Consider the following 11,879-nt stretch of genomic DNA (forward strand, 5'->3'; position numbering starts at 1 on the left):
TCAACAGGCGCATCTCCCACCCATGATCACTGCCAGCGCGACCAGACTGGACGGCAACCAGCCGGTGCCCGAGGCTCTGCGCGGCGCGATTATCGCGCTGGGCAATTTTGACGGCTTTCATGCCGGGCATCAGGCGGTGGCGGGTGAAGCGATCAAATGGGCCAAGGCCGAGGGCCGCCCGGCGATTATCGCCACCTTTGACCCGCATCCGGTGCGCTTTTTCAAGCCCGATACGCCGCCGTTCCGGCTGACCACGCTGGATCAGCGCGAGCGCTTGTTTCTTGAGGCTGGGGCCGATGCGATGCTGGTCTTCTCCTTCGGCAAGGAACTGGCGAGCACGACAGCCGAGGATTTTATCACCGAGTTGCTGATCGCCCGTTTTGGCGCGGCGGGTGTCGTCACGGGCGAAGATTTCAGCTTCGGCAAAGGCGCCAAGGGTAATATCACCATCTTGCGCGAGCATGGTGCAGGGCATGGTCTGCAAGCGCGGGCAGTGTCGCCCGTCGAGGATGGCGAAATCATCTCCTCCAGCCGCATCCGCGAAGCCTTACAGGCAGGCGATCCGCAGGAAGCGGCGCGGTTGATGACACGGCCTTTCGCGATTCAGGCCGAAGTGCAGCATGGCGACAAAAATGGCCGCAAGCTGGGCTATCCCACCGCCAATCTCGATATGGGTCATTATCTGCGCCCGAAATATGGCGTTTATGCCATCACCGGCGCGCTGCCCGATGGCCGGGTTCTGCAGGGTGCGGCCAATCTTGGCATTCGCCCGCAATTTGATCCGCCCAAGGAATTGCTCGAACCGCATTTCTTTGATTTTAACGAGGATCTTTACGGCCAGACCATAGAGGTCGCGCTGCATCACTTTTTGCGCCCCGAAGCGAAATTCGACGATCTCGACGCGCTGATGGCGCAAATGGCCAAGGATTGCGACAAAGCGCGGGAATTGCTTGCGTCCGCCGCCATCCGGGCCTAATCGCCTCTTCCATTATGACCGACAGCAACGCGCCCGAAAAGCCAGACTATAAAGACACGGTGTTCCTGCCCAAAACGCCCTTCCCGATGAAGGCGGGATTGGCCAATAAGGAGCCGGGCATTCTCGACCGCTGGCGCGACGAAAAGCTGTATGAAACGCTGCGCGAGCGGCGCAAGGGGCGCGAGACCTTCATCCTGCATGATGGCCCGCCCTATGCCAATGGCGATATCCATATCGGCCATTCATTGAACAAGATCCTCAAGGATCTGGTGGTGCGCACCCAGAGCCTGCTCGGCAAGGATGCGCCCTATGTCCCCGGCTGGGATTGCCATGGCCTGCCGATCGAATGGAAGATCGAGGAACAATATCGCAAGAAAAAGCGCAACAAGGATGAGGTGCCTGCGTCCGAATTCCGCGCCGAATGCCGCGATTATGCCGATAAATGGGTCAATGTGCAGCGCGGTCAGTTTCAGCGCCTCGGCGTAATGGGCCGCTGGGACCAGCCCTATCTCACTATGGATTATGCCGCTGAGGCAGAGATTGTCGCCGAGCTGCTGAAATTCGCCGAAAGCGGCCAACTCTATCGCGGTGCCAAGCCGGTGATGTGGTCGCCGGTGGAGAAGACAGCGCTCGCCGAGGCCGAGGTGGAATATGAGGATATCACCTCGACGCAGATTGATGTGGCGTTTGAGATTGTTGAGGCGCCGAATTGTCCGGAAATTCAGGAACTAATCGATAAGGGCGAGAAGGTCCATGCGGCGATCTGGACGACAACGCCTTGGACGATCCCGGTCAATCAGGCGCTCGCTTATGGCGAGGAGGTTGATTATTGTCTTTACCAGATCAACTTGGACGTTGGACGTGGTGCAGGTGGCCATAGTGATGCAACAAGTGTTTTACAGGCTCTAGCAGAGACACCAATCGCTCAGGGGCGCAGGCTCTTGATAGCCAGTGCGCTGGCGGAGAGCGTTTCTAAGCGGCTTGAAAGAATGGCTGCTGTTCTGCTTCCACCTGGACTTAAGGAAGCTGACCTTACCGTTGAGTTGAGCCCGGTCTCATTGGGCGGAACTTATGACATTAAAGGCTCCCAGCTCGCTGGAGCGATCGCCCAGCATCCCATGGCTGACCATTTCTCCTCTCCCCTTGCGGGAGAGGAGCGAGACTTGGCGAGGAACGAGCCTAGTCGCAGCGGAGAGGGGTCTGCGGCTAGGTCCGATGAGTCATTTGGCGCGCAGACGCGCGCCGACCCCTCTCCCCAACCCTCCCCCGCAAGGGGGGAGGGAGCTTTGGTGGATTTCTTCACCAAGCCGCGCCCCTTCCTTCCTGGGGATTTTGTCACCACCGATGCGGGTACAGGTCTGGTCCATATGGCGCCCGATCATGGCGAGGACGACTTTGATCTATGCAAGTCGCATGGCATCAATCCGGTGTTCGCGGTCGATAGTGATGGGCAATATCGGGAAGATTGGGCTTGGCTGCCGCGCTCGGGATCGGTGATCAACAAGAAGTTTGTCGCTGTCGACGGGCCGATCTGTAACGATCTTCGCGAGGCGGGGGCGTTGCTTTCGGCGTCGGATGATTTTGCCCATAGCTACCCGCATAGCTGGCGCTCCAAGGCGAAGATCATCTATCGCTGCACCCCGCAATGGTTTGTGCCGATGGACAGCGACCTCACCCATTTGCCCGCAAAGTCCTTGCAGGAAAAAGGCTGGGAGGATGAAGGCGGCGCGGTCGATATGAATGACGAGACGCTCTGCGCCTCGCCGACATTGCGCGAAGTGGCACTCGACGAGATCCGCAACAAAATCCGCTTTGTGCCCGAGCGCGGCCAGCGGCGGCTGGAGTCGATGGTGGAGGGTCGCCCCGATTGGGTGTTGTCGCGTCAACGTGCCTGGGGTGTGCCGATTGCGCTGTATGTCAATCGCAAGAGTGGCGAGTATCTTAATGATCCGGCGGTCAATGAGCGGATTATCGCAGCGTTCAGACAGGGCGGGGCCGATGCCTGGTTTGAGGCCGATCATCAGGCACTGCTCGGCAACAGCTATGACTTGGCCGATTATGAGGTCATCACCGATATTTTGGATGTCTGGTTCGACAGCGGCTCGACCCACGCCTTTGTCCTCGAAAGCGAGCGCTGGCCCGAACTTGACAGCCCGGCGGACCTCTATCTTGAAGGGTCTGATCAGCATCGTGGCTGGTTCCAGTCGAGCCTGCTCGAAAGTGGCGGCACCCGCGGTCGCGCGCCTTACAAGGCGTTGCTGACCCATGGCATGACGCTCGACAAGAACGGCAAGAAAATGTCGAAGTCGCTGGGCAATACGCTCGACCCGCAAAAGGTCATCAATGTGCAGGGTGCGGATATTTTGCGGCTATGGGCGGCGAGTGTTGATTTTACCGAGGATCACCGCATTGGCGATGAAATCCTCAAAACCGTGTCGGACAGTTATCGCAAGCTGCGCAATACCTTCCGCTATATGCTGGGTGGGCTTTCCGATTTTGACGAGGCCGAAAAAATGCCTGTCGCCGATATGCCCGAGCTGGAGCGCTATATGCTGCACCGGCTGGCGGCGCTGGATGCCGAGCTGAAGCAGGCGGTCAATGATTTCGCCTTTGGCAAATATGTCCGCGCGCTTTCCGATTTCGCCAATGAGGATCTGTCGGCCTTTTTCTTCGATATCCGCAAGGACTGCCTCTATTGCGACGTCAATCCCGAGACCGGGACACAGACCGATAAGCGGCGCGCCTATCGCACGGTCTTGGACGTGATGTTCCACGCCATGACGCGCTATATCGCGCCGGTGCTATGCTTCACCGCCGAAGAGGTGTGGCAAACCCGCTATCCTGATGCGGACAGTGTGCATCTGCTCGAATGGCCCGAGGTGGATGCGCGCTGGGCCGATAATGATCTGGCCGCGAAATGGGACAGGTTGCGCGATCAGCGCGAGGCAGTGACCGAGGCGATTGAGCCATTGCGGCAGGAAAAGACCATCCGCTCCAGCCTGGAGGCAGAGATTGTCTTTCCGCATGAAGACCTTGCCGTATCGCCGGAAGACTTTGCCGAAATCTGTATCATCGCCGGTGTTGCCGATGGCAAAGAGCTGTCGGTCACCAAAACCACCAACCATAAATGCGGTCGTTGCTGGCGGTTAATCCCCGATGTGGCATTTGACGGCGGCTTGTGCGACCGCTGCAGCAGCGTGTTGAACGGATAAAGTGATGGGGCAGGTGGACGAAAAGGCGAAAGGCTATCGGCGGCAGGGGCTGTTTCTGGCGGTCTTTGTGTTTCTGCTCGATCAGGCGGTGAAATATATGGTGACCGTGCCGCTGTCGCTCGAATCGCGGGTGAGCGTCGAGGTCATGCCCTTCTTCAACCTGACCTGGGCGAAGAATTTTGGCGTGTCCATGGGGTTGCTGACGGCGGAAAGTCCGATGCAGCGCTGGTTACTGGTGGCGCTGACCGGGCTTATCGCGGCGATCGTGCTGGTGTGGATGTTCCGCGAGAAATTACGCGGTGATATCTGGGCGCTGGCGCTGATATTGGGCGGCGCGCTGGGTAATATTGTTGATCGGGTGCGGCTGGGCTATGTTGTCGATTATGCCGATCTCCATTTTGAATGGGGCGGGCAGATGATCAGACCGTTTCTGATCTTCAACATTGCCGATGCCGCGATCACTATTGGCGTCGTGTTGCTATTGCTGCGCGCGCTGCTGATTGGAGACAAGGCGCGCGAGGCGGCGCAAGAGGGCGCGGTTGAGTGACGAAAACGGATTTTCCGGGGGCCGGAATGAAGAGTGGGAGACAAAAATGCACATGACTGTGCGTATTGCAGCGAAATTTGCCGCCGTGGCCGGACTGGCTTTTGGCCTTGCCGCATGTGGCTCAACCAATGTCTTTGACCGGGATCGGCCGGATGAATTTGCCGTGTCGCGTCAGGCGCCCTTGGTGATCCCGCCCGATTTCGCGCTTGAACCACCGCGTCCCGGTGCGCCGCGTCCGCAACAGGATAGTGCCAGCGATCAGGCGCTTGAAGCGCTGTTTGGCGGGCTACAGGCGCGCAGCGCGACTGAGAGCTCTGCTATTCGTCGGGCCGGAGATGCCGACCCTTCCATTCGTTCGACCGTGTCCGATCCGGGCACCAACACCGTCGACAAGGGAACCGTAGTGCGTGATATTATCTCGGCACCTGAAGGCGATGGCCGTGAGGCACAGAGCAGTATTCCCGAATAAGGTCTAGGGCGCGACCCTAGAGTCTTTTTCATTTAGATTGAATCTGGGGATTCCCTTTTTTCGATATTTGTGATTCAAGCTGCTGGCTGGGCAAGGAGGCCAGCAGTTATGGCACGAGCTTATTCTGACGATCTACGAGAGCGCGCAGCTGCTGCGGTGGTTTCGGGACGCAGCTGCCGAGAGGTTGCTGATTTGTTTGGTGTGAGTGTGGCCAGTGTGGTGAAGTGGTCACAGCGCCGTCGCCGGGAGGGTAGCGCTGCTGCCCGGCGCATGGGTGGTTATCGCAAGCGTCAGCTTGAGCCGCACCGGTCGTTTATCATCGAGCGGTTGCAGGCTCAGCCTGATCTGACCCTTTACCAACTGACGGCAGAACTGTCCGAGCGCGGCATCGTCACCAGCCCGGCTTCGGTTTGGCGGATGGTTCGTTCGGCCGGTCTCAGCTTCAAAAAAAAGTCTCTTCGCCATCGAGCAACTGCGGCCAAAAGTGGCGCGGCGGCGGGCACAATGGAAGAAATATCAAGGCCGACTTGATCCCAAGCGCCTCGTCTTCATCGACGAGACCTGGACCAAGACCAACATGACACCGCTACGCGGCTGGGCACCGCGCGGCAGCAAGCTGATCCCTCGTGCGCCCTTCGGCAGTTGGCGTACACTGACATTCCTTGCCGCTCTGCGCCATGATCGCATCGATGCGCCATGCGTCATTGACGGGCCAATTAACGGCCAACTCTTTACTGCTTATGTCGAGCAGTTCCTTGTGCCTACACTCTCACCTGGTGACATCGTCATCATGGACAATCTGGGTAGCCACAAGGGACAGGCCGTGCGCAGGGCAATCCGCAGTGTAGGTGCCAGACTGTTCTTCCTCCCACCCTACAGTCCAGACCTCAACCCTATCGAACAGGCCTTTGCCAAGCTGAAAACCCTGTTGCGTAAAGCCAAAGAGCGATCCGTCGAAGCAACATGGCAGCGCATCGGGAAACTGCTCGATACCTTCTCTCCGCAAGAATGCGCCAACTATCTCAGAAACTCAGGATATGCTTCAATCTAAATGAAAAAGAGTCTAAGCCTGTGCTTCCGATGGCTGCGCGCGGGGCACATGCGCATCGCCCCATTTGGTAATTTCCGCATAAATCGGCGCTATCGCCTTTCCGGATTCGGTTAGGCGATAGAGCGCGCGCTTGCTGTCAGGCGGGTCGCGTTGCAGCAAACCTGCCTTGCACAGCATCGCCAGCCTGTCGCTGAGTACGGCACGAGAAATCGGCATGCGGTTCAGCCATCCGTCAAAGCGCGTCTCGCCGAGCAGCGCATCGCGCAATATCAGCATCGCCCAGCGATCGCCCAATATACGCGAGGCACGGCCCACCGGGCAGGGCGAGGCAGAGGGTTTATAGTCCGGCATTGATATTTCCAGCAGTCATAGCCCCTAAATGGCTTGCGTTGGGCAATAAGGCAAGGCATTAAGTCTGTGATACAGACTTAATGGAGATAGATCATGTCCGATTCCCCGGCACGTCCCCGTTTGGCCAATAATGATGAAGCCGTAGCGTATATGAAGAAATTTGCGGTGCAGGGCTCCGGCTTCTCCCGCCATTTGGGCGTCGAACCGATTCGCTGCTGGGAAGGCGAGTCCGAGCTGGTGCTAGAAGTGCGCGATGATATGACCCAGCATCATGGCTTTGCTCATGGCGCTATTGTCGGGCTGATGGCGGACAATGCCTGTGCCTGGGCCGGGGCGTCGGTAATCGGTGATGTTGTTACCGGCGGCTACACGATCAATTTTCTCAATCCCGCGATTGGCAGCCATTTGCGCGCCAAAGGGCAGGTGGTTAAAGCGGGCAAGCGTCAGGTGATCGTTCGCGCTGATGTCTGGGCCGAGTCAGAAGGCAAAGAGCCGACCCATGTGGCGACAGCACAGGCGACGATCATCCCAACCGGGCGGTAATCACTGCTCATGATTGGGCAGGCCGTTTTGCGCGCGGCTTTGCATCAGCTTGTCGCGGTTGCGATCAATATTGTCCGCCAGCCCAAGCATGCCTTGTCGCTGCTCGGCATTTTGTGCCGCGCAGTTCTGGCCGTAATCATAGGTGTTAGCAGCGTTCTCATCCCATTTGGCGACGTCACGGATAATCTTGCTCCAGCGTGAGGGATAGCCACCAATATAGCGATTAACCGTATCGCCCACCTGATAGTTCATCGAGCTGAACAAGGCTTGCTCACCATCGGGAGCGATACCTTCGACACAGCTTAGCCGCACGCGCCAGCGCAACTGCCCGGCATAATACCAGAAGGTGGCGCGCTCCTTCTCTCCGGCCTCAAACAGGCGCAGCGCAAGCACATAATAGTCCAGCGGTTGCCGCTGGCTTATGCTTGCTTCCAATTGCTCCAGCGGAACATTTTGCGCTTCAAGCTGAGTGGTTTCGGCGGTGGCAGTCATATGCAGAAGCGTACTCGCCACAGAGGTCCTGTCTTTGGCAATGCTTGCCTTGCCGACACCAAAGTCTGCCAAGGCCGCTATAACCGCCAGCGCGGCGATCAGGCCTGAGCGCATGCTTCGTCATCCGCCGTATCGTCGAGTTCGGCGCCATCAACGCCGGCGCTGTTATGGCGCAGCGCTTTCAGCACCGTTTCGACCATGTGCTCGGCGTTGAGACCCGCCTCATCATATTGCTTGTCGGGCGCATCCTGGTCCTGGAAGGCATCAGGCAAACGCATGGTGCGCAGCTTGAGGCCTGCATCAATCAGCCCAGCATCTGAAGCCATGGTCAACACATGCGCGCCAAGGCCGCCAACAGCGGCTTCCTCAACGGTGATGCAGACATCATGGCTGGTCAGCATCTTGGTGATCAGCTCTTCATCCAGCGGTTTGGCAAAGCGCAGATCGGCAACGCTGGTGGAGAGACCCTTGGCATCAAGAGTATCGGCCGCTTTGAGCGCTTCGGTGAGGCGCGCGCCAAGCGAGAGGATCGCCACTTTCTTGCCCTCGCGGACAATGCGGCCCTTGCCGATCTCCAGCTTCTCCGGAACCTCGGGCAACGGAACGCCTGTGCCGGCACCGCGCGGATAGCGAAAGGCAATGGGGCCATCATTATATTCGGCTGCGGTATAGGTCATATGCACCAGCTCGGCCTCATCGCTGGGTGCCATCACCACCATATTGGGCAGGGTGGCGAGATAGGTGATATCGAATGATCCGGCATGGGTGCAGCCATCGGCACCGACCAGACCGGCGCGGTCAATTGCAAAGCGCACCGGCAGGTTCTGGATCGCGACATCATGCACCACCTGATCATAGGCGCGCTGCAGGAAGGTGGAATAGATCGCAGCGAACGGCTTCATGCCCTGCGCCGCCAGACCGGCGGCAAAGGTTACGCCATGCTGCTCGGCAATACCGACGTCAAAGGCGCGATCGGGATGGGCCTTGGCAAATTTGTCCACGCCGGTGCCCGAGGGCATGGCGGCGGTGATGGCGCAGATTTTGGGGTCATTATCGGCCAGCTTGGCAAGCGTTTCGCCGAAGACATTTTGATAGGCTGGCGGACCACCGCCTTTGCCCTTGTCCTGCTTGCCGGTGATGACATCGAATTTTGCCACACCATGATATTTGTCTGCGGATTCCTCGGCAAAGCTATAGCCCTTGCCCTTTTCGGTCACGACATGAATCAGGATCGGGCCTTCTTCGGCATCGCGAACATTTTCCAGCACCGGAATGAGATGGTCGAGATTATGGCCATCAATCGGGCCGACATAGTAAAAGCCAAGCTCTTCAAAAAATGTGCCGCCGGTGACCATGCCTTTTGTATGGCTTTCGGCCTTGGACAGGCCCTTATGCACCCGGCGTGAGATTTTCTGTGTCATCTTGCTGGCGAGCGAGCGCAGGCCGAGATATTCCGAGGATGAAATCAGCCGCGCAAGATAGCCCGACAGACCACCCACAGGCGGCGCTATCGACATATCATTGTCGTTGAGGATAACCACCAGACGATTGCCGGCTGCCTCGGCATTGTTCATCGCCTCATAGGCCATGCCCGCAGACATGGCGCCATCGCCGATGACAGCAATCGCCTTGCCGGGTTGATCGGCCAGCTTATTGGCGGTGGCAAAGCCGAGCGCCGCGCTGATCGAGGTAGAGCTATGCGCCGCACCGAACGGATCATAATCGCTTTCGGCACGTTTGGTGAAACCGGAGAGGCCACCGCCCTTGCGCAGAGTGCGGATTCGGTCACGGCGTCCGGTGATGATCTTGTGCGGATAGCATTGATGGCCAACATCCCAGACCAACCGGTCGCGCGGGGTATTGAAGACATAGTGGATTGCGGCGGTCAGTTCGACCACACCCAGACCCGCTCCGAGATGGCCACCCGTAACCGAAACGGTATTGATGACCTCGCTGCGCAATTCATCGCAGAATTGCCGAAGCTGGTCCGGCTTTAATTTACGCAAATCTTCAGGATAGGTGACCTGGTCGAGCAAAGGGGTTTCTTCAAGAACGCCCGTGTCGGTTTTTGTCTTGTCATTCTCGATCATAGATATCTAGCCATGCTCTCCATCTGGCAGTGTAATCCTTGCCTGACACTGTCTTAGCGGTTCGATAGGCAAATGTCGAACCTCAACCGCGCCAGCTTCAAAGCTCATTCTTCGGGGGTTTCTGAGATGAATAGGGAATCCTACTTACAGTCGCGACAGCGCCCGCGCACTTCGATTACCGGACGCACATTTGCGAATCCAGCCTTGTCTGCAGCATCGCGCAACTGAGCCGAGACGCTATCGTCGTCCATGTGCACCACAGAGCCGCATTTATCGCAGATCATGAAGATACAGTCGTGCAGGCAATCGGGATGGCTATTGGCCACATAGGCATTGGCGCTCTCTACCCGACGCGCAAGATTGGTTTCGACGAACAGATCCAGGATGCGGTACACGCTGTTCGGTGCCGCGCGTTTGCCGCGACGCTGGCTCACGGCATCGGCAATATCATAGGCAGAGGCTGGTTTGCTGATATCAGCAAGCGCCGCAAAAACGGTGGCACGCATCTCAGTCCATCGTTCGCCGGATTGCTCAAGCTTGCGCTGTGCCGCAAGGGTCAAATCTGCGCCGTGATGTTCACGATGTTCATGGTCAGCACAGGCATTGGCAGTGTCGGAAGATTGCTGTGTCATGCGACGAATATAGGCGCTTTAATGATGGGCGGCAACAATATGGCGGTGGTTTTGTTTATCGGCTTTTCTCTGGCCGGTTTCTCGCATATTTGCACGGCAGCAGATTCGCAAAGGGATGAAGGCGATATGACACCCAAGCAGGTCGTTGAGAAATGGATTGCGCTGTTCAATGCCGGAGATGCTGATGGCCTTGCCGCGCTTTACCATGATGATGCCGTCAATCATCAGGTGACGGCTGAGCCGGTTGAGGGACGTGAGGCTATTCGCGCTATGTTTGCGGGCGAATTTGCCGCGGCCGATATGCACTGTATCGCTGAGGTGATTCATGAGGCGGGCGAAGTCGCGGTGCTGGAATGGCGCGATCCGCTGGGACTACGCGGCTGTGGGTTCTTCACCGTGCGCGATGGCAAGATCGCCTTTCAGCGCGGCTATTGGGATCGACTGAAATTCCTGAAGATGCACGGCCTTCCCATAGAGGATTAGCCGCGCACCGGTGTACGCCGATACCAGGCAGGAAACTTGGCTTTCAGATTGCGCACCTTAGGCTGGTCCCAACGCACGATATAGGGGTGCGACGGATTCTTGAACATAAAGTCCTGATGATAGGTTTCTGCAGGATAGAAGCCATTATAGCTCTCGACCTTGGTGACAATCGGCTTTGACCAGATTTTCGCCGTTTTTAGCTGGTTGATATAGGCACTTGCCGCGCGGCGCTGTTCGGCATTGAGCGGCACAATCGCGTTGCGATAATGGCGACCGACATCGGGGCCCTGACGGTTTAGCTGCGTGGGATCGGCTGTGACCGAGAAGAATACGCGCAGCAAATCGGTATAGCGCACTTGTTTGGGATCATAGACAATGCGCACGGCCTCGGCATGGCGGGTTTGTCCGCGCGAAACCAGGCTGTATTTGGCATTGGCTTTGGTACCGCCATGATAGCCGGACTTGACGCTGCGCACGCCTTTGACATGGCTGAACACGCCCTCCACGCCCCAGAAACAACCTCCGGCGAAAACCGCGACCTGCAGATTTTTGCGCGATTCATTGGCGAGCGTGCGTGCAGCAGGCACGGTATAGGCGCGCTCTGCGGCAATAGCGGGTGAGCCGATCACCGCAGGCAGCGCGTGGTAAAGCCCAAAAGTGGCGCCGCCCGCTAAAACCAAGGTCAACAAGCGGGGCAGATATGTGCCTAGTTGCGGTCGTGGTTCAGCCATGAAGCTCTACCTTCACATCTTGGTTATCTGAAACCGGGCCAATGTGTCGCCCGAGAATCAACACGAATCAGGAAAGGTGATCGTGCACTTCGCTGAAGGCTGAAGCAATGTCCGAGCGGATATCGGCTCGTGTTTCGCTGGGCTGTGCAGCGAGCAGCAGAATAGCGCCGAGGCCAAAGCCCATGGCGAAATTGCGGAAAAGGTCGGATTTGAGGAAACTGGCCATCTTCAATCTATCTTTCAGTTCATGTCTTGCCCAACAGCGTTTCCCCATGTTTCGCTGCCGGATCGGCTCTGGTTAC

General features: G+C 57.7%; 13 protein-coding genes. 7 read left to right on the forward strand and 6 right to left on the reverse strand.

The window, feature by feature from the left end:
- Positions 1–22 precede the first annotated feature (22 nt).
- The 5 genes from RB602_RS02480 to RB602_RS02500 all read left to right on the forward strand — a co-directional run bounded on the left by RB602_RS02480 (position 23) and on the right by RB602_RS02500 (position 6,255).
- Positions 23–976: a bifunctional riboflavin kinase/FAD synthetase gene (locus RB602_RS02480; RefSeq protein ID WP_317082647.1), complete on the forward strand. Its 954-nt coding sequence runs from the start codon at positions 23–25 to the stop codon at positions 974–976.
- A 14-nt stretch (positions 977–990) separates the two neighbouring features.
- Positions 991–4,188: an isoleucine--tRNA ligase gene (locus RB602_RS02485; RefSeq protein WP_317082648.1), complete on the forward strand. Its 3,198-nt coding sequence runs from the start codon at positions 991–993 to the stop codon at positions 4,186–4,188.
- A 4-nt stretch (positions 4,189–4,192) separates the two neighbouring features.
- Positions 4,193–4,735 carry a signal peptidase II gene (gene lspA, locus RB602_RS02490; protein WP_317082649.1) on the forward strand — a complete coding sequence of 181 codons (543 nt, stop codon included), beginning with the start codon at positions 4,193–4,195 and terminating at the stop codon, positions 4,733–4,735.
- Between the two features lie 52 nt (positions 4,736–4,787).
- Positions 4,788–5,204, forward strand: coding sequence for a DUF3035 domain-containing protein (locus tag RB602_RS02495; RefSeq protein ID WP_406568400.1), 417 nt, complete (start codon positions 4,788–4,790; stop codon positions 5,202–5,204).
- A 108-nt stretch (positions 5,205–5,312) separates the two neighbouring features.
- Positions 5,313–6,255 (forward strand): IS630 family transposase gene (locus RB602_RS02500; RefSeq protein WP_317080531.1). Its coding sequence is split into 2 segments (ribosomal slippage): positions 5,313–5,648 and positions 5,650–6,255, totalling 942 coding nucleotides; the frame shifts between segments, so codons are not numbered across the junction.
- 12 nt (positions 6,256–6,267) lie between these two features.
- Here RB602_RS02500 and RB602_RS02505 read toward each other — a convergent pair.
- On the reverse strand, positions 6,268–6,606 hold the full coding sequence (locus tag RB602_RS02505) for a winged helix-turn-helix transcriptional regulator (protein ID WP_317082651.1): 339 nt from the start codon (positions 6,604–6,606) through the stop codon (positions 6,268–6,270).
- Positions 6,607–6,699: 93 nt separating this feature from the next.
- Here RB602_RS02505 and RB602_RS02510 point away from each other — a divergent pair, with 93 nt between their 5' ends.
- Positions 6,700–7,149, forward strand: coding sequence for a PaaI family thioesterase (locus tag RB602_RS02510; protein ID WP_317082652.1), 450 nt, complete (start codon positions 6,700–6,702; stop codon positions 7,147–7,149).
- Here the strand turns inward: RB602_RS02510 and RB602_RS02515 are convergent, their stop codons facing one another.
- The 3 genes from RB602_RS02515 to RB602_RS02525 all read right to left on the reverse strand — a co-directional run bounded on the left by RB602_RS02515 (position 7,150) and on the right by RB602_RS02525 (position 10,363).
- The gene (locus RB602_RS02515) at positions 7,150–7,755 is read right to left on the reverse strand and encodes a hypothetical protein (RefSeq protein ID WP_317082654.1); all 606 of its coding nucleotides are present in this window, start codon (positions 7,753–7,755) and stop codon (positions 7,150–7,152) included. It lies immediately after the preceding gene.
- Complete coding sequence (gene dxs / locus RB602_RS02520) at positions 7,740–9,731, reverse strand: 1-deoxy-D-xylulose-5-phosphate synthase (protein WP_317082656.1); 1,992 nt, start codon at positions 9,729–9,731, stop codon at positions 7,740–7,742. Before dxs ends, RB602_RS02515 begins: the two co-directional genes overlap by 16 nt.
- A 140-nt stretch (positions 9,732–9,871) precedes the next feature.
- A complete protein-coding gene (locus RB602_RS02525; RefSeq protein ID WP_317082658.1) occupies positions 9,872–10,363 on the reverse strand; it encodes a Fur family transcriptional regulator in 492 nt (163 codons plus the stop codon).
- Between the two features lie 21 nt (positions 10,364–10,384).
- Here RB602_RS02525 and RB602_RS02530 point away from each other — a divergent pair, with 21 nt between their 5' ends.
- A complete protein-coding gene (locus tag RB602_RS02530; protein ID WP_317082660.1) occupies positions 10,385–10,846 on the forward strand; it encodes a nuclear transport factor 2 family protein in 462 nt (153 codons plus the stop codon).
- Here RB602_RS02530 and msrA read toward each other — a convergent pair.
- A complete protein-coding gene (gene msrA / locus RB602_RS02535) occupies positions 10,843–11,577 on the reverse strand; it encodes a peptide-methionine (S)-S-oxide reductase MsrA (RefSeq protein WP_317082662.1) in 735 nt (244 codons plus the stop codon). The two genes, RB602_RS02530 and msrA, sit on opposite strands and share 4 nt — an antisense overlap.
- 67 nt (positions 11,578–11,644) lie before the next feature.
- Complete coding sequence (locus tag RB602_RS02540) at positions 11,645–11,803, reverse strand: hypothetical protein (protein ID WP_317082664.1); 159 nt, start codon at positions 11,801–11,803, stop codon at positions 11,645–11,647.
- Positions 11,804–11,879 lie beyond the last annotated feature (76 nt).

Origin of the sequence: Parasphingorhabdus sp. SCSIO 66989, from assembly GCF_032852305.1 — a bacterium.
Lineage (GTDB): Bacteria > Pseudomonadota > Alphaproteobacteria > Sphingomonadales > Sphingomonadaceae > Alterisphingorhabdus > Alterisphingorhabdus coralli.